At 59.5% G+C, this 21,101-nt stretch carries 21 protein-coding genes and 1 other RNA gene; 1 reads left to right on the top strand and 21 read right to left on the bottom strand.

The genetic code is table 11. The features are described from left to right. Positions 1–43: 43 nt before the first annotated feature. From ACFQZG_RS11115 to ACFQZG_RS11125, 3 genes are all read right to left on the bottom strand, one after another. Positions 44–715: a lytic transglycosylase domain-containing protein gene (locus tag ACFQZG_RS11115; protein WP_378152354.1), complete on the bottom strand. Its 672-nt coding sequence runs from the start codon at positions 713–715 to the stop codon at positions 44–46. A gap of 105 nt (positions 716–820) precedes the next feature. Further along, positions 821–1,030 (bottom strand): DUF1540 domain-containing protein, encoded by a 210-nt coding sequence (locus ACFQZG_RS11120; protein ID WP_378152356.1) that lies wholly within the window; start codon positions 1,028–1,030, stop codon positions 821–823. Between the two features lie 79 nt (positions 1,031–1,109). After that, the gene (locus ACFQZG_RS11125; protein WP_378152358.1) at positions 1,110–1,610 is read right to left on the bottom strand and encodes a YpuI family protein; all 501 of its coding nucleotides are present in this window, start codon (positions 1,608–1,610) and stop codon (positions 1,110–1,112) included. Positions 1,611–1,843: 233 nt separating this feature from the next. On the opposite strand from ACFQZG_RS11125, the gene ACFQZG_RS11130 reads away from it, so the two are divergent. Beyond that, a complete protein-coding gene (locus ACFQZG_RS11130) occupies positions 1,844–3,694 on the top strand; it encodes a S8 family peptidase (RefSeq protein WP_378152360.1) in 1,851 nt (616 codons plus the stop codon). A 223-nt stretch (positions 3,695–3,917) separates the two neighbouring features. Here ACFQZG_RS11130 and rnpB read toward each other — a convergent pair. The 18 genes from rnpB to ACFQZG_RS11220 all read right to left on the bottom strand — a co-directional run bounded on the left by rnpB (position 3,918) and on the right by ACFQZG_RS11220 (position 21,099). Then, positions 3,918–4,344, bottom strand: an RNA gene (rnpB, locus tag ACFQZG_RS11135) — RNase P RNA component class A. 84 nt (positions 4,345–4,428) lie between these two features. Beyond that, positions 4,429–5,544 carry a Nif3-like dinuclear metal center hexameric protein gene (locus ACFQZG_RS11140; protein ID WP_378152362.1) on the bottom strand — a complete coding sequence of 372 codons (1,116 nt, stop codon included), beginning with the start codon at positions 5,542–5,544 and terminating at the stop codon, positions 4,429–4,431. After that, on the bottom strand, positions 5,511–6,323 hold the full coding sequence (locus ACFQZG_RS11145; protein WP_378152364.1) for a tRNA (adenine(22)-N(1))-methyltransferase: 813 nt from the start codon (positions 6,321–6,323) through the stop codon (positions 5,511–5,513). The genes ACFQZG_RS11140 and ACFQZG_RS11145 overlap by 34 nt, the downstream gene beginning before the upstream one ends. A 4-nt stretch (positions 6,324–6,327) precedes the next feature. Then, complete coding sequence (locus ACFQZG_RS11150; protein ID WP_378152366.1) at positions 6,328–7,161, bottom strand: hypothetical protein; 834 nt, start codon at positions 7,159–7,161, stop codon at positions 6,328–6,330. Between the two features lie 85 nt (positions 7,162–7,246). Beyond that, the gene (rpoD, locus tag ACFQZG_RS11155; RefSeq protein WP_378152368.1) at positions 7,247–8,371 is read right to left on the bottom strand and encodes an RNA polymerase sigma factor RpoD; all 1,125 of its coding nucleotides are present in this window, start codon (positions 8,369–8,371) and stop codon (positions 7,247–7,249) included. A 33-nt stretch (positions 8,372–8,404) separates the two neighbouring features. Next, on the bottom strand, positions 8,405–10,231 hold the full coding sequence (gene dnaG / locus ACFQZG_RS11160) for a DNA primase (RefSeq protein WP_378152370.1): 1,827 nt from the start codon (positions 10,229–10,231) through the stop codon (positions 8,405–8,407). 36 nt (positions 10,232–10,267) lie between these two features. Further along, positions 10,268–10,738, bottom strand: coding sequence for a YaiI/YqxD family protein (locus ACFQZG_RS11165; RefSeq protein WP_378152372.1), 471 nt, complete (start codon positions 10,736–10,738; stop codon positions 10,268–10,270). Positions 10,739–10,927: 189 nt separating this feature from the next. Continuing rightward, a complete protein-coding gene (locus ACFQZG_RS11170) occupies positions 10,928–11,734 on the bottom strand; it encodes a pyruvate, water dikinase regulatory protein (RefSeq protein ID WP_378152374.1) in 807 nt (268 codons plus the stop codon). A gap of 59 nt (positions 11,735–11,793) precedes the next feature. After that, a complete protein-coding gene (gene glyS, locus ACFQZG_RS11175; protein WP_378152376.1) occupies positions 11,794–13,875 on the bottom strand; it encodes a glycine--tRNA ligase subunit beta in 2,082 nt (693 codons plus the stop codon). Next, the gene (gene glyQ / locus ACFQZG_RS11180) at positions 13,868–14,755 is read right to left on the bottom strand and encodes a glycine--tRNA ligase subunit alpha (protein WP_378152378.1); all 888 of its coding nucleotides are present in this window, start codon (positions 14,753–14,755) and stop codon (positions 13,868–13,870) included. Before glyQ ends, glyS begins: the two co-directional genes overlap by 8 nt. 142 nt (positions 14,756–14,897) lie before the next feature. Next, positions 14,898–15,056, bottom strand: coding sequence for a hypothetical protein (locus ACFQZG_RS11185; RefSeq protein ID WP_378152577.1), 159 nt, complete (start codon positions 15,054–15,056; stop codon positions 14,898–14,900). 70 nt (positions 15,057–15,126) lie between these two features. Then, a complete protein-coding gene (recO, locus tag ACFQZG_RS11190; protein ID WP_378152380.1) occupies positions 15,127–15,957 on the bottom strand; it encodes a DNA repair protein RecO in 831 nt (276 codons plus the stop codon). A 6-nt stretch (positions 15,958–15,963) separates the two neighbouring features. Continuing rightward, complete coding sequence (locus tag ACFQZG_RS11195) at positions 15,964–16,110, bottom strand: YqzL family protein (protein WP_378152382.1); 147 nt, start codon at positions 16,108–16,110, stop codon at positions 15,964–15,966. Between the two features lie 104 nt (positions 16,111–16,214). Next, positions 16,215–17,114, bottom strand: a complete 900-nt coding sequence (gene era / locus ACFQZG_RS11200; RefSeq protein WP_378152384.1) for a GTPase Era — start codon at positions 17,112–17,114, stop codon at positions 16,215–16,217. Between the two features lie 77 nt (positions 17,115–17,191). Continuing rightward, positions 17,192–17,629 carry a cytidine deaminase gene (locus ACFQZG_RS11205; protein WP_378152385.1) on the bottom strand — a complete coding sequence of 146 codons (438 nt, stop codon included), beginning with the start codon at positions 17,627–17,629 and terminating at the stop codon, positions 17,192–17,194. Between the two features lie 205 nt (positions 17,630–17,834). After that, complete coding sequence (locus ACFQZG_RS11210; protein WP_378152387.1) at positions 17,835–18,209, bottom strand: diacylglycerol kinase family protein; 375 nt, start codon at positions 18,207–18,209, stop codon at positions 17,835–17,837. 33 nt (positions 18,210–18,242) lie between these two features. Further along, complete coding sequence (gene ybeY, locus ACFQZG_RS11215) at positions 18,243–18,782, bottom strand: rRNA maturation RNase YbeY (protein ID WP_378152388.1); 540 nt, start codon at positions 18,780–18,782, stop codon at positions 18,243–18,245. A 31-nt stretch (positions 18,783–18,813) separates the two neighbouring features. Continuing rightward, positions 18,814–21,099 (bottom strand): HD family phosphohydrolase, encoded by a 2,286-nt coding sequence (locus ACFQZG_RS11220; RefSeq protein ID WP_378152390.1) that lies wholly within the window; start codon positions 21,097–21,099, stop codon positions 18,814–18,816. Between the last annotated feature and the right edge of the window lie 2 nt (positions 21,100–21,101).

Here is a 21,101-nt window from a genome sequence, read left to right on the forward strand (position 1 = left end):
ACCGTCATGATCCCTGTTAGACCATATTTCTTCCGCTCGGGCGTTACGCGCTCCAACCGTTAGCGGCGGTAAGCACCTTGCGAATGTAGTTCTGCGTTTCCTGCGGCAGTTGCTCGTACTTCGCCGCCAGATCTTGCCCGTTCGCGATGCCCAGCCGATCGACTCGCCCCGGACCCGCGTTGTATGCGGCGAGAGCGACGGATGCGTCGCCGTCGTACTTGCGAAGCAAGTAGGACAGGAATCGCGTGCCGCCGTCGATGTTCTGAGCGGGATCGAACGCGTTCGTCACGCCAAGGCCTTGCGCGGTGCCGTCCATGAGCTGCATCAAGCCTTTGGCTCCTGCGGACGAGATCGCATTCGGGTTGAAGGACGATTCCGATTGAATGACGCCCTTGATCAACGCCTCGGATACGCCGTACTTCCGGCCAGCGGCGGCGATTAGATCGTCGAAGGACGACGAAGTCGCGCCGGCGTCGTCGGATAACGCGCCTAACCAAGACGAGCCCGGTTGCATGAGCGCCGATAACGACAATCCTTCTTGCCCGGATGGTTGGGCATTGTCGTTCATCAATTGGCCCAGCAGCATATCGAACAAGCCTGCATTGTCGCCGCCCGTCGTTCCGGACGTCGCGGACGATGCCAAGGGGTTGATGTTCTGCGTCCATTGGGACAACAGCATTTGCTTAAGTAAACGCGGATCCGTCGTTACATTCAAGTCGGTCGTCTCCCGTCCTCGTCTCATGTCGTTAGTCCATATTGTACACGAAGGCGGGCGACTCGACTAGTCCCGACAACATCCGCGTTACCTCGTGCTTAAGAACTATTCTTCCTTCGGCTGGAACGTCAAGCAACAAGTAACGGATGAGGTCTTGGCATGATCTTGGTGCAAGGCGAACTCTTCGGCGAATTCTTCGTCCCAACGATGGTTCGCGTGCGAATCGACTTCGATCGCGATTTCCTTGGCGGCGCAACGGTTACCTTGACTCCAGAACGAACAGTTGCTGACACTGCAGAGGACGCCGTTCGGCATCACAATCACCCCCTGTCCTAGTGTGCACGCCGCGGGAACGGGTATGCGGACAGGGGGCCGGAGGCTCTTGGCAGATCTGTTACTTGGAGTTGCTTTGCATGCGGCGCTGCGTGAGGTAATCGCTCTCGTAGTAAGAGAGGTCGTCGCGCAGCTCCTCGTAGATGCGGGAGATGTTCAGCACGATGTCGCGCGCGGCGCGAACCGGCTTCACGCGGAAGCGAATGGCGTCTTGTCCGGTGTAAGCGTAACGGCCGTCTTCGGAGTAGCATTCGTTCTTCGGATAGAAAAAGGCGTTAACGCCGTTATGGTATACATCGTAAAGCGCACGCTCGGCCAATTCGACGTCGAAGTTAGGACGTCTAAGAACGGCGCCGAGTTTCTCGAAGGCCACTTCGGAAAAGACGAGCAAATGCCGCATGTCCGACAGCAAGCCGCTGTAGAAGCTATCCGACTGCTCGTTGTTCTCTTGCGCGAGCTGCGGCAAGGCGTTGTTGTTGAGGAATTGCTCGATTTGAACGATCGCCGCCTTCAGTTTCTCTCGGGTTGACTCGGCAAGGCCTTTGATTTTCATGGCTGGCATGGATTGTTCCCCTTTCCAATGTGCAGAACCGTACTGACTGAATGACCTGGTGATTCATCTTCAAACGAAATAGTTCCGCGTATGCATGGCCAGCGAAACTTCAATTATCGTACCACAAATCCGTCTGGAAAGGTACTGGCATCCGCCAAAATGCGTCGTATATTTTTGCGTCCGCTCCTCATGCTAACGGATATTGCCCCTAACGCGCGGGGACTGACAAGGAGAGATACCTTATGCGTCGTACGTTGCTTGGTTTGCTCTTGACGACCGCGTTCGTCATGGTCGCCGTCCCGCTCCTGTTCCGAGATTGGTATTCGCGACCCGAGCCTTACGCCGCGCCGCAGCAGCCGTCGCCGCGCAAGGAAGCCGTATTCAAGCAGAAGATCGTCCGGAACGACATGGAGGCTACCGAGCGGCTGGCGCGCGCCCAGACGTCGGCCGATATGCGCAGATACTTAATAAAAGGCAAAACCGACGAAGCAGGATTGAAGAAGCTGATGACGCTGCATCCGGAGATGCGGCTATTGGAGTGGACGGACGGCAAACGGGTGCATGCGGCGCAATCGCCTGGCGTGAAGCCGGCATTGCGGTCATCGGCCGAAAGCTTCATGAACGCCGGCCGCTCCGCGGTCGAAAAAGGGATTCCGTACACCTCCCCTTTATTCTCGGTTAAGGGCATCGCGTACTACGTCATGGCGCAAGTCGACGGACCGTCGGCGCGCGGCGGACTCGTGTCGGTCATACAGGCGGACGTCATCCGATCGGTCGAGCGGCACCAGAAGCGCAATCTACGGCTCGTACCTTATCCGTCGGAAGGACGGTTCAGGGTCGAGTCCGTCGAACCGAACACGACCAAGGACATCACCGTCCGCACCGGAGAGGATAACGGAAACGCCAGTCATTATTCCGTCGACGAAGTCGTCGTGAAATTCCGCAAGCCGCTGACGGATCAGCAATTGCTCGAACTGCGCGAGAAGCTGGATCTGACCGTCGTCCGCCACGCGCGCGAGACGTACGTGTTCCGTTCGAAGAAGCATAAGGCGGAAGAACTGATCGCCTACTTCAAGTCGAACTGGAATCCGGTGTACGCGGAGCCGCATTACTTGTATTTAACGAACGATTCGGGCAATGAACCAACTTCCGGAGGAACGATTGTCCCTAACGATACACTTTATTCGGAATACCAATGGAACTTGCCTAAGATCATGACGGAATCGGGCTGGAACGTGACCAAAGGGAGCGACGAGATCGTCGTGGCCGTCATCGATACGGGCGTCCAATCGGATCACCCGGACTTGGCAGGGCGTCTCGTGGAAGGCGTCAATGTCGTCGACCCGTCGAGCCCTCCGGAGGACGACGTCGGCCACGGCACGCACGTGGCCGGTATCATCTCCGCGGAAGTGAATAACGGCGAAGGGGTCGCCGGCATGACGTGGTATACGAAGATCATGCCGGTTAAGGCGCTCGACAGCAGCGGCGCGGGGTCGACGTACTCGGTGGCCGAGGGCGTCATCTGGGCGACGGATCACGGCGCGGATATTATTAACATGAGCCTAGGCAATTACGCACAGGCGGAATTTCTTCATGACGCGCTGAAGTACGCGTACGACCGCGGCGTCGTGCTCGTCGCCGCGAGCGGCAACGACAATACCGACCGGCCGGGCTTCCCCGCGGCTTATCCGGAAGTGCTCGCCGTCGCGGCGACGGATCCGGACGAATCGAGAGCCGAATATTCCAACTATGGCGAATATATCGATATCGCGGCTCCCGGCACGCAGATTCCGAGCACGTATCCGGGCAGCCGTTATGCGGCCTTGTCCGGCACGTCGATGGCATGCCCGCATGTGGCCGCGCTCGCTTCGCTCGTCCGATCGGTCAATCCGCAGCTGACCAACGAAGAAGTCATGGACGTTCTTCGTCGCACGGCCAAGGATCTCGGTCCTGGCGGCAAGGACGACGAGTTCGGCTACGGCCAGATCGACGTGCGGTCCGCGCTTCAGTCCGCCAGCGGCGCGGGTACGTCGTTGCAGCTGTTTCCGAAGCAGGTCCGCAAGGAGCTGGAGCGGTTGAACGCGGCGGATTGATCCTCACCCTTTTATGACGAAATCCCCTTCGCTCAGGCCATTCTCGAGCGGGGGATTTTTGCGTTGGCGAGCGCCTTTAGACGATATGCCCGTCGCTCAGTCGCCGTCGGTTGCCGAACGTTCTGAGCGACGGGGATATCGGTCCAAAGAAAACAAAAACAGGGTTGCCACGAACGGATCCGAAGATCCATCGCCGCAACCCTGCGTCATTGATAATGCTATGCCGGAAAGCTTGCCGTAAGCCGGGTTCTGTACTTCCGGTGGTCATAACGGACGACTTGCGCCGCCCTCCCACGTATGGAAGCGACAATCATCTTTCTAGGCCGCACATTGCTATACGGCTCAAGCGACCAACCCGAACGCGCCCCGGGCAAGGGCTGCGACCGCAAGGGTCGCCACGTTCTCTTAGGTCTTGCTCCAGATGGGGTTTACCAGGAACAAAGTCGCCAGTGTTCCTCGTGGTCTCTTACACCACGGTTCCATCCTTGCCTGATCTCTCGTTCCCGAAGGAACGGGAGCCATCGGCGGTCCATTTCTGTGGCCCTAATCCTTCAGCTCGCGCTGACTGGACGTTATCCAGCATCCTGCCCTATGGAGCCCGGACTTTCCTCTCGCGGCGCGAAGCCGCCAGCGATTGTCTGTCAAACTTTCCGGTTTGCTGAATTAGTATAACGCGATTCCCGCGCGAATTCAACGGCAATGGATGGAGAATCTGCGCATCGCCGCCAGAACGTCTACCTCAGCTTGAAAGGCTCCGTGTTGACTTGCGATGCGAATACCTCCGTCGCGTAGCCTTTACTCTTCAGTTGCTCCTGCAGCCATTCGGCCGTCTTCGGCTTCATGATCTTCTCCGCGTTATGGCCCGGATCGACGAGCGCCAGCCCCGCCGCCTCGGCGTCTTGGGCCGTATGGTAGTCGATATCGCCCGTGACGAGCACGTCGGCTCCCGAGAACGAAGCATGGCGAATATAGCGCCCGCCGGAGCCGCCGAGCACGGCGACTTTGCGAATCCGCTTCGAACCGTCGCCGACGACGCGGACGAACGGCACGTCGAACGCTTGCTTAACCCGCTCGGCGAACTCGTCGAGCGTCTCCGGCGCCGGCAGAACGCCGACGCGGCCGAGCCCGAACGAGCGGCCCTTCAGGTCCATCGGATACAGATCGTACGCGACTTCCTCGTAGGGATGCGCTTTGAGCATCGCGGAGATAACCGCCTTGCGCACGCTTTGGGACACGACGGTCTCGATGCGTACCTCCGCGGCGCTCTCCAGCTTGCCCTGTTGTCCGATGAACGGCTTCGCACCCTCGCGAGGCAGGAACGTTCCCGTTCCCTCGGTATTGAAGCTGCAATGGCTGTAATTGCCGATCCAGCCGGCACCCGCTCCGAACAATGCTGCCCGAACTTTATCCGAGTGCGTCTCCGGCACGAACACGACGAGCTTGAACAGCTTGTCGGTATGCACTTCCTCGAGCACGTCGCGGCCGTTCAAGCCGAGCGCTTCGGCCATCCAGTCGTTCATCCCGCCGTCTGCCGTATCCAGGTTCGTATGCGAAATATAGACGGCGATATCTTGGCGAAGCAAGCTGGCCGCCAAGGCGCCGGCCGGCGTATCCGTCCGCAAGCTCGCGAGCGGGCGGTAGATGACCGCATGGTGCGCGATAATGAGCTCCGCGCCGAGTTCTCCGGCTTCCTCCACGACCGCCGGCGTCACGTCTAGCGCGACGAGCACGCGACGCACTTCACGGGCCGCCGTTCCGACCTGCAGTCCGATCTTGTCGCCCTCTACCGCGTAATGCTTAGGCGCGAGACGTTCCATCAGTTGGACGATCGTTTCTCCGCGGGCAAACATGCCAGCACCTCCCGTATTTCGCGTACGTCTTCTTGCCATTCCCGAGCCTTCTCCGCCGCTTCCGGCGCCTCCGCATGCTGAAGCTGCAGGATAACCCGCTCGCGCTTCAGAATCTCTTGCTCCCACATGCGGCGGAACGCTTCCGTCGGCTCTCGCAACAATAGAGGACCCATTTCGTACATGAGCGACGGGGATAGCTTGGCCAACGCAGGCGCGAGCACCGCAGCATCGTAGAGCGCCGCGTTACGAGCGGTCGCCTCTTCCGCTTCTTCAACCTTCACGGCGCGAACGATCGTATAGATGACGCCGTCTTCCTCGATCAGCGTCTCCTTGTCGATGACGAACGAATGCGCGACCAGCCAGCGCCGAACTTGGTCCTCCGCCACGTGCGGCGACAAGATCAACGTCCGAACGCCCGATAACCGCGCCTTCCCTTGATCGAGAATGCGCACCATCAAGCTGCCGCCCATGCCGGCGATGGATACCGTATCCACTTCATCCGGAGCGAAGACGGCAAGCCCGTCTCCTAGGCGTACCGAGACGACCGCCTCCAGTCCGGCTTCCTTCACTTGCCGTTTGGCCGCTTCGACCGGCCCTGCGTTCACGTCTCCGGCGATCGCCAGCTCGACGCGCCCGTTGCCCGCCAGAAAGACGGGGAGCAGCGCGTGATCCGTCCCGATATCGGCCAGCCGGGCCCCTTGCGGTACCCAATCTGCAAGCGCCGATAGACGGCGAGACAGCTTCAAGCCTGCTCCGAATTGTTGATCCGATTGTTTCATCTGTTTATGCAACCCATTCCATCCATTGTTTTCGTAAGCGGAACATCAAGAAACCCGCGATGACGATTTTGCCGAGCAGCTCGATCTGAATCCATTGCTCGTCGATGCCGTACAGCGCGGAATACACTTCGGGCATGAACCATAGCAGTAGCGCCGTTGCGAACAGCACCGTACCGATCGGTTTGAACCGGATATGCACGAACCAGCTCAGCCAACCGAACAGCAGCGCCGCCGGCAGCCAGAAAATTTGCACTTCGAACCACGAAGGGTTCGGCGCTTGCTCGGCCAGCATGAGCGAATAGACGACGATCGCCGCGATCCAACCGAAGCCGTGCAGCAGCAGAGCATTCAGCGCGATTCCGCTGACGATCCATATGATCGCGCAGATCGTCAGCAACGCCACGAGGCCGCCGTTGTTCGTCCATCCGTGCAGCTGGCATATGCCGTATCCCGCGCCGAGCAGGAAGAAGCAGCCGGTCCCCGCCATCATCATCGCCCGGCGCGGGCTTTGCTCCTGCAGCTTGCCGGCGGACCAGATCAACGAGGCGGTTACGAGCCCCGTTAGCCCTATTTGCAATGCCAGAGGAAACGCGCTAAAATGAAGTACAACAAAGCAAATGACGGTAAAAATGGCAAAAGTAAGGAGCCAATGCTTGCCCGATGCTTGCCCGATTTTTCGGACCGCGTTGCCGACCATGCCTTTCGGACGTTCATTCGGATCATCCAAATAGAGATTGACCAGGAAGTCGCAATAGTGCTCGGGGAGCAGCTTGCCGCGCCGCCAAGCTTCGATTTCCGCCACTAGAGCCTTGCGTTTGTCCTCGTTACTTTGCGCCATGCAGCGCTACCTCCGTCTCGCCGGAATGAATAAGACCTCTGGCCGACGCGGCCAAAGGTCTCATCCGAACGCTCGGCATGATGTGTTATTCCAAGAAATCTTTCAACCGCTTGCTGCGGCTTGGATGGCGAAGCTTGCGAAGCGCCTTCGCTTCGATCTGGCGAATCCGTTCGCGCGTAACGCCGAACACTTTGCCGACTTCTTCGAGGGTGCGGGTACGGCCGTCATCGAGACCGAACCGCAAGCGAAGCACGTTCTCTTCCCGCTCGGTAAGCGTATCGAGCACGTCCTCGAGCTGTTCCTTCAGCAATTCGTACGCGGCGGCATCCGCCGGCGCGAGCGCCTCCTGGTCCTCGATGAAGTCGCCGAGATGCGAGTCGTCCTCTTCGCCGATCGGCGTTTCAAGCGACACCGGCTCTTGCGCGATTTTCATGATCTCGCGGACTTTGTCCACGCTCAGTTCCATTTGCTCCGCGATTTCCTCCGGCGCAGGCTCTCTTCCGAGCTCCTGCAGCAGCTGGCGCGAGACGCGAATCAACTTGTTGATCGTCTCCACCATATGAACCGGAATCCGAATCGTCCTGGCTTGGTCGGCGATCGCTCGCGTAATCGCTTGGCGAATCCACCAGGTCGCGTAAGTACTGAATTTGAAGCCCTTCATATGATCGAATTTCTCGACCGCTTTCAGAAGCCCCATGTTGCCTTCTTGAATCAGATCGAGGAACAGCATGCCGCGCCCGACGTAACGCTTCGCGATACTGACGACCAGACGAAGGTTGGCTTCCGCCAGCCTTTTCTTCGCTTCTTCCGCATCGAAGCCGCCGGCTTCGATTTTCTTCGCGAGCTCGATCTCGTCATCCGCTCCGAGAAGCGGCACGCGGCCGATCTCTTTCAGGTACATGCGAACGGGATCGTTGATCTTAATGCCCGGCGGGAGGGACAGATCGTCGTCGAAGTTGAATTCGTCGCGCTCCTCTTCTTCCCCGTGCCGGCCCATCTCGTCGTGATCGTTCACGACCTCGATGCCCAAATCCGCTAGCTGTTCGAAAAATTCGTCAATCTGTTCCGGATCTTGATCGAAAGGAGACAGCTTCTCCATGATGTCTTTATAGGTCAAGGAAGATTTCTTCTTGCCTTGTTCCATCAGTTGCGCTTTGACCTGTTCAAGCGTCGATTCCGTCTCAAGACCTGTGTGTTGATCGTTCGCCATTCCCGACTCCCTCCTCCTTAGCCAGCCAGCGCGCTAGAGCTGCTTGCGCCGCTTATCCAAGGCGATAATCTCTGTCAAAATTTGTGCGGCCTTCATGGGATCGCCCGATTTCTCCGCGTGATGCAGCTGTTCCTTCTTGCGTTCCATCTCCCTCGCGAGAGAGGCCCGGCCGATCGTGCGAAGACAATCTTCCAATACCCGTTCGTCGAACGGCGTATGGTCCAACGCGATCGCGCTGGCGGCGCTCTCCAAGCGGTCATCTTGTAAAGTCGTAATGAACCGACCGACGTCCGGATCGTTGCCCTGAGCATAATAAGCATATAAATAAGCAGCAAGCGCCGCGTGATCCTCTACGTGAAAATCGTCCCCGAGCCGTTCTTGAACGATGCCGGCCGTATCCGCATCCAGCAACATCCAGGACAGCAGCTGTTTCTCCGCTTGAACGTTGGCCGGAGCGAGCGCAGGGAGCTTGGATGAAGATCGCTTTTCATTCCATTCATTATTCCACGTTCCGCCGGGAATATCCCTTGCGTTTCCCAATTTCTCCCGTTGCCTGACCTCCAGGCTCTCCTGCTTCAGCGTGTCGATCGATACGCCGAATTCCTGGGACAGCTCCTTCAGCAGCAACTCCCGTTCCGTCGGAGAATCCTGTCTCGCCACGAGCTTCACCGCGTCGCGCAAATACCGGATTCTTCCATCTTCTTCTAGGAGTATATGGGCTTTCCTCAAATATATAAGCTGAAATTTAATGGCCGAAACCGCGCCTTCGATACATTCCCTGACGAATGCGGCCGGGCCGTGAGCCCCGATGTATTCGTCCGGATCCATTCGGTTCGGGATGACGCTCACCCGTACGACGAAGCCTGCCCCTTCCAGCAACGGAATGCTCTTGTGGGCGGCTGCTTGTCCGGCGTCGTCCCCGTCGTAGCACAGCACGATCACGTCCGCGAACCGCTTAAGAACGGCCGCGTGTTCCGCCGTTAGCGCGGTTCCCATCGTCGCGACGCCGTTGTGCACGCCGGCGGACCAAGCCTTGATGACGTCGACGTAGCCTTCGAACAATACCGCTTGGCGCAACCGCCGTATCGCCGGCTTCGCCTCGCTAAGCCGGTAGAGCGTGCGGCTCTTGTTGAAGAGCGGGCTTTCCGGCGAGTTCAAGTACTTCGGCTGCCCGTCCGTCATGAGACGCCCGCCGAACGCGATCGCGTTGCCGCTGGCATCCCGAATCGGGAACATGACCCTGTCCCTGAACCGGTCGACGTAACCCTCGGCCTCCTGCCTGCGGGACAGCAACCCTCCCGACTCCATCTCATCCGCGGAATAACCCTTGCGTTCCAACGCTTGCGTCAGCGTGTCCCACCTGGCCGGCGCGTAACCGATGCCGAACTCTTCGATGAGCGCGTCCGTGAACCCGCGGGATCGCAAGTAGTCCATGGCCGGCTTCGCGGGCACCGTATTGCGCAAGATGTGGTGGTACAGCTTGACCGAATACTCGTGCGCTTCGACGAGGCGCTGCTTCTGTTGCTGCTGCGGCGTCGGTTCGGCATGGCCGGCGGCGGACCAAGTCGCTTGTATGCCGATATCCTCCGCGAGCTGCTTGACGGCTTCCGGGAACGACAGGCTCTCCAGGTCCATCAAGAACTTGATGACGTTGCCGCCTTTGCCGCAGCCGTAACAATGATAAATTTGCTTCTCGGGCGTTACCGTGAAGGAAGGCGTTCTCTCGGAATGAAATGGACATAGGCCCTTTAAATATTTGCCGTTCTTGACGAGATGAACGACTTTCCCGACGGTATCCGCGATATCATGGCGGCGAAGCACTTCGTCGATGACGGATTGGGGGATCATGCCGTTATTCATTTCCTATCACCTTCATGCTTGTCGTATTACAATTCGCTAACGGTCGAGATTTTCCTGCATCCCCCGCAATAGGTTTGTCAGTTTTTGTTGAAATCTGTCCCTGTCTTCGTCGGTGAACGGCTTCGGACCTTTCATCCGCTTGCCGCCGCGCCGTTGTCTCGCGGAGAAGTGGCGTTGCTCCAACAGGCCCTCGATGTCGGCTTCCCGTATAACCTTGCCGCGATGCGTGAGCACGGCCGCGCCTCTCGCGAGGCCCAGCGCGGCTAGCCCGTAGTCTCCGGTAACGAGAACGTCCGATTTCGTAAGCACGTTGGCGATGTACAGATCGGCGGCCTGGTCGCTCGCGTCCACGGTTACGACCTGTACGGACGGCTCCGGAATCAGAACGTGCGCATGGCTGGACACCATGAGCGCGGTCGCGCCGAATTCGCGGACCGTTCTGGCAATTTCCGACTTCACCGGACAAGCGTCGCCGTCCACGACGACACGATTCCGCACGTTCGCCATCGCATTCACCACGTCCACCCCAAAGTTTGCCGTATTATTATATACGATAAGCGGCACCGAAATCCTGCATTTGACCTATTAAAATTTATGTCCTTAGCGCTCCCGCTTCGACAAAAAATACTTGCGGGGGCGATATCGCGCCCCCGCAAGTACTTTCCATGACGCACCCGGCTTCCGATCCGCGCCCCCCTACTTCCGGAATCGCTCCAGAATGAGGCTTGCCGTCTCCTCGACCGCTTTGTTCGACACGTCGATCACGACGCAGCCGATTCTGTCCATCACTTCCCGGGCGTGCTCGAGCTCCCGATGAATCCGGTCGCTCGTCGCGTACGGCGCCGAATCCGGCAACCCCAACGCCTTCAGCCGTTCCTTGCGGATCGCGTTGAGCGAATCGGGGTTGATCGTCAGCCCGACGACCTTGTGCGCCGGGGCGGCGTACAGCTCCTTCGGCGGCGTGAGCTCGGGAATGAGCGGAACGTTCGCGACCTTGAACGTTTTGTGGGCGAGCACCATCGAGAGCGGCGTCTTCGAAGTGCGCGATACGCCGACGAGGACGATGTCCGCCTTGAGAATGCCGGTGACGTCCCGCGCGTCGTCGTACCGCACCGCGAACTCCACCGCTTCGACTTTGCGGAAGTAATCCGCGTCCAGCGCATGGTTAAGGCCGGGCTCGTGCCGGGATTCTCTCCCTAGCTTCTCCTCGAGGCTGCCGATCAGCGGCCCGAGCAGATCGATGGCCGGCAGTTCGATCAGCCGCGCTTGTTCGACCATGTAATCGCGCAGGAACGGGATGACGAGCGTATACAGCACGATGCTGCTATCGTCTTTGGCCGCGCGGATGACGGCGTCGATGCTCTCGCGGGTTTGGATGAACGCCGCCCGCCGGATATGGACGGACAGCGGATGGAATTGGGCCGCGGCCGCCCGTACCGCTAGTTCTCCCGTATCTCCCGCGGAGTCGGATACGACGTATACGGTCACGCTTTGTTCGTTCATCTAGGCAGCTCGCCCCCGATCTATAGTCGTTGCTTGCGCGAACCTCGAGAGTCCGGGGATCAACCCGCGAGCTTCGAGAAGTCCGCGAAAGCCTTCACGTCATCCGCGATCAGCGAGAGGAGCGCCAGCCGGTTGCGGCGAAGCGCCTCGTCCTCGGCCATGACCATGACCGCTTCGAAGAACGCCGCTATCGGACCGCTCAAGGAGGAGAGCGACGAGAGAGCCTCCGCCAGGTTCGCCTCGGCGAACGCCTTGACGAACGCGCCGTGCGCGCCTTGCCACGCTTCGTACAGCCGCTTCTCGGCCGCGTCGGCGAACAGGTTGGCGTCGACTTGCTTCGAATCCGCCTTCGACGCGAGGTTGCACGTCCGGTTGAACGCTTCGACCGCCGGACGGAAGTCGGCTTTGTCGCCTTCGGCGGCGACGGCTTGAAGCGCCTTCGCGCGCAACAGCGTACGGCGTACGTCCGCCGTTCCCGCGCCGATGACCGCGTCGATGACGTCGTACCGGATCGCCTGTTCCGTCAATACGTTCTTAACGCGGAGAGTGAAGAAGTCGTTCAAGTCTTTCTCGATATCGAACGCTTCCCGCTTCAGTCCGCGCGCGACGTGCTGCTCGAGCGCGATGCGGAACAAGTCCGCGAGCGGCAGCTCCAGCCCGTGAGCCAGCAGCGTGGCCACGATGCCTTGCGCTTGCCGGCGCAACGCGTACGGGTCCTGCGACCCGGTCGGTATGATGCCGATCGAGAAGCAGCCGACGATCGTATCGATCTTGTCCGCGATGCCGACGATGGCGCCGACGAGCGACGCGGCCGGCTTGTCGCCCGCGTTGCGGGGCGAGTAATGCTCGTTGATGGCGCGCGCCACGGTCTCGCGCTCGCCTGTTTTGCGGGCGTAATCTTCGCCCATGATCCCTTGCAACTCGGGGAACTCGTATACCATCTGGGAGACAAGGTCGAACTTGCAAATATCGGCGACGCGGCTAACGTCCGCTTGCGCTTGGTCGTCCGCGCGAAGATGCTGCGCGATGCGATCCGCGATCGCCCGCGTGCGGCGCACCTTGTCCGCGACCGTGCCTAGCTCCACGTGGTAGACGATGTTCTCGAGTTTCGCCAGAGCATCGGCGATGACGAGCTTCTTGTCTTCCTCGTAGAAGAACCTCGCGTCCGACAGCCGCGCGCGAAGCACTTTCTCGTTGCCCCTCGCCACGACGTCGAGCGACACGCCGTCGCCGTTGCGCACGGTAACGAAGTGCGGCTGCAGCTTGCCTTCGGCGTTCAATACCGGGAAGTACCGTTGATGCTCGCGCATCGACGTAATCAGCACTTCTTGCGGAATGTTCAAGAACGTAGGATCGAACGAACCGGTCAAGACGGTCGGCGTCTCGACGAGGAACAGCACCTCTTCGAGCAGATCGTCCTTAACCGCGATATGCCAGCCGCGCGCATCGGACAACTCGCGAATGCCGGAGAGAATGGCGGCCTCGCGCTCTTCGACGTCGACGATGACGTGCTGCGCGCGCAAGCTGTCCGCGTAGGCGCTCGGCTGCGCGACGACCGCGTCTTGGCCGAGGAACCGGTGGCCGCGGGAGACGTTGCCCGACCGGACGCCGGTAATATCGAACGGCACGACTTCGCTGCCGTGCAACGCGACGAGCCAGCGAATCGGACGAACGTAGCGCAAGTCGTAACCGCCCCACCGCATGTTCTTAGGGAACGTCAGCGACGTGACGAGCGCGGGAAGCGCGTCCGGCAGCAGCGACGAAGTTTCCGCGCCGACGCTGCTCTTCTTCGCGTAGACGTACTCGACGCCGGCCAGCTCGCGGAAGAACAGCGATTCCGGATCCGCGCCTTGGCTGCGGGCGAAGCCGAGCGCCGCCTTGCTCCATGCGCCGGATTCGTCGAGGGCGATTTTGCGAGCCGGTCCTTTCACTTCCTCGTTCACGTCCTCTTGCTTATCGGCCAGCTCGGTTACGAGCACCGCCAGACGGCGAGGCGTGGCGAACGCTTTGACTTCCTTGTAGGAGAGCCGGCTGTCCGTCAGCCACTTCTCCGTCTTGTCCTTCAGTTGTTCCATCGCGGCGCGCACGAAGCGGGCCGGCACTTCTTCCAAGCCGATCTCCAGCAATAAGTCCTTAGCCATTGTTCGCCGCTCCCTTCTTCAGCAGCGGGAATTCCAGCCGCTCGCGTTCCTGCAAGTAAGTCGCCGCCACTTGGCGGGCCAGATTGCGAACCCGCGTAATATATCCCGTACGCTCCGTCACGCTGATCGCGCCGCGCGCGTCGAGCAGGTTGAACGTATGCGAGCATTTCAGCACGTAGTCGTAAGCGGGGAACACGAGATTGTGCTCCATCGCGCGCTTCGCTTCCGCCTCGTACGTCGAGAACAGCTGGAACAGCATCGCCGCGTCGGACACCTCGAACGTATACTTCGAATGCTCGAATTCCGGCTGCTTGAACACGTCTCCGTAAGATACGCCTTCGACCCACTCAAGATCGAACACGTTCTCTTTGTCTTGAATGTACGAAGCCAGACGTTCCATGCCGTACGTGATCTCGACCGCGACGGGAACGCAATCGATGCCGCCCACTTGCTGGAAGTACGTGAATTGGGTCACTTCCATGCCGTCCAGCCATACTTCCCAGCCGAGTCCCCATGCGCCGAGCGTCGGCGATTCCCAGTTGTCCTCGACGAACCGGATGTCATGGTGCAGCGGATCGATGCCCAGACGCTTCAAGCTCTCCAGATACAGCTCCTGGATATTGTCCGGCGACGGCTTCATGATCACTTGGAATTGGTGATGCTGGTACAACCGGTTCGGGTTCTCCCCGTAACGTCCGTCAGCCGGACGGCGCGACGGTTCGACGTATGCCACGTTCCACGGCTCGGGGCCGATCGTGCGCAGGAACGTCATCGGGTTCATCGTACCCGCGCCTTTCTCGGTGTCGTAAGGCTGAACGACGATACAGTTCTGTTCCGCCCAGAACTGCTGCAGCGTCAGCGTCATTTGCTGAAAATTCATCGGTTCATTCGCTCCTTCGATTCATGATCTCTATTGTTGCGACGAACGTTACGACGGTGTCGGTACAAATCAAAAAAGCTCCCGTCCCACGTCCGCCTTCGCAGACATAGGGACGGAAGCTTGTCGCCTCCGCGGTTCCACCCTACTTGGCTTGCTTCTTGCCCGGCGCCGGCCGTATGACCGATCGCACGCGCCGAACGCAAACCCGCTCTTTCGCGCTTTTCTCTCCGGAGCGCCCTTCGCCGTTGCCGTCTCTCCGGGCTTGCACTCTCCCCGGCTCGCTGCGTTTGCCGACGGACATCGGCTACTTTCTCCTTCATCGAGAACGAATTCAATTATGAAGATATTCTAAACTACCAGGGCAAAGGATGTCAAACCGCGCCGTCACCCGCTTCGGGTTCCGCAGCTTCAGCCGTTCCAGGCGTCGGTCTCGGACGCTCAGTCGGCCCTCCGAGCAGCTCCCCGTATTTCTCGAGCTGATCGAGGAATTGCCGCGACTTCAAGTTCAATCCCAGATGGGTATCCATCCAGCGTCTCATGACGAGCTGAAGTTGCCGCTTCGTGCTTTCCTTGACGGCGACGTTGCCGAGCCGGCGCATGTCCAGCGGCACGAACAGCCTCAGCAGCTTCCATACGCCGTCTTCGAGCTCGAGCGCCGCGTTGTCCCGGTGCCGGCAATACATGCATAGCGCTCCCCCGGCCAGCGGACTGAACCGGAACGGCCCTTGGGCGCGACCGCAGCTCACGCATTCGTCCAACGCCGGTTCGTAGCCCGCCGCTACGACGATCTTCATCTCGTAAGCGCGGAGCACGACCTGCGGGTCTTTGCCTTCGCATAGCGCCGCTTGGCAAGCTTTCAGCTGGTAGAACAAGTACGCCGCCGCTTCGTCGTCGTTGATCGCCCGGTCGGTCAGCTCGGCGGCATATGCCGCGTATGCCGGCCCTTCCAGTCCTTCGCGAAGCTCGCGGAACGACTCGAGAATTTCCCCGCTGTTCAGCGTGCCTAACGAATTATTCTTGTAATAGGAATAGTCGCCGTATGTAAACAACTGCGCCATCGCGCCGAATCTGCTCTTCGGCTTTTTCGCTCCGCGCACGACAATGCCCTGCTTGCCGTAACTCGGCGTAAGCAGGGTAATGATCTTATTGCCTTCTCCGTAATCCACGCTACGAATGACTATGCCTTCCACCCGATAGAGCATCGGTCATCATTCCTCGTCCCCAACGTTACCGTCCTCTTCGGCGCCGCCGTCCGCGAGCGGATCGGCCGAGCCGAGTTGGTGCATCTCCTTATACAGCAAGTAAGCCTCAATATCGCCGGTTTGCTTAAACACGTGCCATGTAAAATCACGCACAGCGCCTCATCCTCCCACGGCGGAAATGAACTGCTCCTCCACAGTTAGGATGTCTCCGCGCGCCGTCAGGTATCCCTGACAAGTTTAGGCGGCGATAGAGCCGATCAATCGTGCCGGAACCCGAGCGACTTCAGCACCGACTCGCGGTTGCGCCAGTCTTTGTTCACTTTCACCCACAGCTCGAGGAAAATCTTCGACCCCAGCAGCCGTTCCATGTCCGTCCGCGCTTGCTTACCGATTTCCTTCAGCAGGGCGCCGCTCTTGCCGATAATGATCCCCTTCTGCGAGTCCCGCTCGACGTAGATGACCGCGCCGATGTTGACGAGACCGTTGTCCGCCTTGCTCATGCTCTCGATCTCCACGGCGATGGAGTGGGGAATTTCTTCGCGCGTCATCTGCAGGATTTTTTCCCGAATGAGCTCCGCGCACACGAATTGCTCCGGATGGTCCGTCACCTGGTCGGCAGGGTAATACATCGGACCTTCGACCAAGTACTTGGACACTTGCTCCAGCAGCGCGTTCACGTTGTTGCCTTGTAGCGCCGATACCGGCACGATCTCCGACCAGTCGTGCAGCTTGCGCCACTTGTCGATGACCGGCAGCATCGCGTCCGGCGCGATCTTGTCGATCTTGTTCAAGACGAGGAACACCGGCGTCTTAACGGATTTCAGCCGTTCGATGATGTAGCGGTCCCCTCCGCCCAGTTCCTCGGTCACGTCCGTCAGGAACAAGACCGCGTCGACTTCGCTGAGCGCGCTTTCCGCGGCCTTCATCATGTAGTTGCCGAGCTTGGAATTCGGTTTATGGATGCCCGGCGTATCGAGGAACACGATTTGCACGTCGTCCGTCGTGTATACGCCGTGGATTTTGTTCCGCGTCGTTTGCGGTTTGTCAGACATGATCGCGATCTTCTGTCCGATCACTTGGTTCATCAGCGTCGACTTGCCGACGTTCGGCCGGCCGACGATCGCGACGAAGCCGGATTTGAAGCTTTTTTTGGTCATTTCGTATCGAATTCTCCTTGGCTATTCCAGCGTCATGTGCAAAATAAAGTGTCGTTGTTGCGCGATTCTCGTCCCGTTCAGCCGTTCAAATCGCTTGAAGTGAACGCGCCAGGCAGCAGCTCCGAGATCGTCGTCACGCGGTACTGCCCTTGCAGGTTGCCGAGAACGACGGGCATGTCCGGCCCGCACAGCTCCGCGATCACTTGGCGGCAAACGCCGCAAGGGGATATCGGATCGGCCGTCTCGCCGATGACCGCCATCGCCTTGAACTGTCCAGGTCGCTTGCCGTCCGCGACGGCCCGGAACAACGCCGTACGTTCGGCGCAGTTCGTCGGTCCGTAGGCCGCGTTCTCGACGTTGCAGCCGTAATGTATCCGATCTTCGTCGTCCAGCAGGGCGGCGCCGACCTTGAAGCCGGAGTACGGAACGTAGGCCCTCTCTCGCGCGGTTTGCGCTGCGGCTAATAATTGTTCGATCGTATAAGGCAGATGATGCAAGTTATCTTGCGCGTTCATGGGGCTGTCCCCTCTCTGTCGTTGCTTTGTGGCGATATCCCCTTCGCTCAGGAGATTCATTCGGCGAAATAGCGGCATCTGGTGCCGATAACCCGGATGTGCGGCGTCAATTCGGCGATATAGCGGCACCTGGTGCCGTTACTCCGGTGTTTGGTGTCAGCCTGAGCGAAGGGGATATCGGCCAAAAGGAACCCTAGCCTACGCCTTACCCGATCAACCGCTCCCACAGCGGAGGCCCGAGCACGATGACGCCGATGACCGCCGCGAACGCCGCCGCGACGAGCACGGCACCGGAAGCCGCGTCCTTCGCGGCTTTGGCGAGCGGATGAAGGTCGGGCGACGCCAGATCGACGGCCCGCTCGATCGCCGTATTGAACAGCTCCGCAGCCCACACGCTCCCGATCGCGGCGACCAGCCACAGCCAATCCGCCGTATCCGCCTGCAGCCAAGCCGCGACCGCAATCACGACGACCGCCGCCGCGACGTGGAACCGCATATGGCGCTCGCGGCGAACCGCCTCGACGATGCCTCGAATCGCGTATCCGAAAGAGCGAGCTTCCCGCGTACGCCAATCGCTCATCGGAACAATCCCCGCTTCCGTTATCAGATGCTCCTAACGCGTCAATCCCGCTTCCTTCAATACTTCCTCTTGCTTGGCGAACATTTCGCGCTCTTGCTCTTCGTCGCCGTGGTCGTAGCCGATGAGATGCAGGAAGCCGTGAACGAACAAGAACCCGAGCTCGCGCTCGAAGCTATGGCCGTACTCCGCGGCCTGCGCTTCCGCGCGCGGCACGGAAATGACGATATCGCCGATCATCGCCTCGAGGGGATCGGCCGATCCGCCGACCTCGTCGCCGTCCTCGCTCTCGACGACCTCGTATTCGTCGTCGTACTTGATGTCCGCTTCTTCGCCCTCGAGCATCGAGAACGACAGCACGTCCGTCGGCTTGTCCAATCCGCGGAATTGCCGGTTCAGCTCGCGAATGCCTTCGTCGTCGGTCAACGTCAACGTGACGATTCCCGATTTCACTTCTTCTTTGTCACCGGCGATGCGAAGCAGCTTCTCGAGCAAGTCGATCCAAGCTTCCTCTCGGGCGCCGGCCCCTCCGTCGCGTTCGTCGATCCATTCCAAGCTAAGCGTATTTTGCGTCATCGATCGTTCAAACCCCTTTTCGTTCCCTTGTTTAGTTCTCTTTCGCGCGGTTCGCGTCTTTCGCTTCCTGCGCCTCTTTTATTTTTTTCAGTTCTTTATCATCAGGATACTCGATTCGGGAGTGGAACATCCCGATGACCGTCTCCTTCAACGTCTCCGCGATTTTGTCGAGCTCGCGCATCGTCAGGTCGCACTCGTTATATTGCCCGTCGTCTATCCTGTCCTTGATGATCTTGCCGATGATGCCTTCGATCTGATCGACGGTCGGATGGCTGAGCGACCGGACGGCAGCCTCCACGCAATCCGCGATGCCGACGATCGCGGCTTCCTTGGATTGCGCCTTCGGACCCGGATAACGGAAGTCTTCCTCCGTCCATTCCAATTCGACGCCTTGGTCCTGCGCTTGCTTGACCGCCTTGAAGAAGAAGTACTTCAGCAGCGTAGAGCCGTGATGCTGCTCCGCGATGTCCCGGATCGGCTTCGGTAGCTTATGCGCCCTGAGCATGTCCGCTCCGTCCTTTGCGTGAGCGATTATGATCGAGGCGCTTACCCGCGGGTCGAGCTTATCGTGCGGGTTGCCCGACGAATTCTGATTCTCGATGAAGTAGAGCGGCCGCTTCGTCTTGCCGACGTCGTGGTAGAAAGACCCGACGCGGCAGAGCAGCCCGTTCGCGCCGACCGACTCGGCCGCCGCTTCGGACAAGTTGCCGACCATCAGGCTGTGATGGTACGTGCCCGGCGTCTCCGTCAGCAGCTTGCGCAGCAGCGGGTGATTCGGGTTGGACAACTCCACGAGCTTAAGCGCGGACAGGATGCCGAACGTCACTTCGAAGAACGGCATCAGGCCGATGACGAGCACCGCCGTGAGCAAGCCGCTCGAGAACATGAAGATAACCGATTGCACCAGATCCGCCCGGCTCGGATTCGGGTCGACGAGCATGAGCGCGAGCACCGCGACCGAGCCGAACAAGCTGACCATGATGCCGGCTTTCAGGATCGACGAGCGATGGCTCGCGCGATGAATCGCCAGCACCGCCGTGAACGACACGACGCCGGCGACGAAGCCGTAGTGGAAATCGAAGATATGCTCCTGCTCGACGTTCAGGACGATGCTCCCGATGAGCGAGAACAAGAACGCGCTGACGAGGCCGAGATGGAAGTCGATCAGCAGCGTCACTAGCATGCTCCCTAGCGCGACCGGCGCCAAATACCCGACGAACGGCCAATCGTCGCTATGCGTAAGCGACACGAGATGCATGAACATCATATTGAGTCCGAAGATGAGCAGCAGCATCGTCAAGTTCACGTTGTTGCGCTTGAGCGCCGACGTCGCCGTCGTCAGTTCCCCGTAGCCGTACAGCGCCAACGTGAAGAGGATCGAGAACAGCAGCACGCCCAATTGCGGATAATAATTTTTGCGTTCCTTCAGCAGGCCCAGTTCGTCGAGACGCTGGTACAGGTCTTGGCTAATGACTTGTCCCGATTTGACGATCACGTCGCCCTGCTTGATCATGACCGGCTCCGTGTTCTGCCTCGCTTCGGCCTTCGCGTCCTCCGTCGCCTGCTTATCGTAGAACTTGTTCGGCGAGATGGCGAGCCGCGCCAGCTCCTGCACGACTTCCCGCTCCAGCTTCAAGGCGAGCGGGCTGCCGTTGACGAGCTCCGCGACCTTCGTCCGGGCCGTCTCGGCTTCCGTGAGCGATTCCTGCATCAGCTTGCGGACGACGCCGCGCCCGACGTCGCGCATCTCGAGAATCTGCTCGCTCGTCAGCTTCGGCAGCTTGTAATAGGTCTCTTCGGGCACTTGGTATTGCTGCGAGAGCACGACCTTCTGCATCTCCTCCAACAAGCTGTCCGAATACGTCGTCGAACCGGCGTTCGCCTGGGCGAACTTCGCGTAGAACTGTTCGACGCGTTCCGGGATAATCCGGCGGTAAATTTCGATCTTCTGCGATTCCGTAATCGAATCGTCCACGTTCAATTCTTCGATCCGGCTGAAGATGTCGTCGATCAGCAGCTCGTTCCGAAGCGACACGATCGGATACATCGGACCGACCCGGTCGGCCGCCTCTTCTTCCGCCCGCTGCGTCGCCTCTTTATCCTCGAATTGCTTCGGCGCCTTGATGTCCCTGTCGCTTTGCTCGTTAAGCGTAATGTCGTACGTCTCGGGAACGAGTCTCGGGGCGATCGTGAAGTAAAATAAAAACACAAAAAGCAGGAGCAGGAGCCAGCGCATGGCCGCGCTGTTCTTCCATCCTGCCGCTGCTTGCGACAAATTAAGCGGATTGCCCGGCGGACTGTGCTTCTTGCGGCTCATCC

This window comes from Cohnella sp. GCM10027633 (genome assembly GCF_042675445.1).
Classification (GTDB): Bacteria; Bacillota; Bacilli; order Paenibacillales; family Paenibacillaceae; genus Cohnella.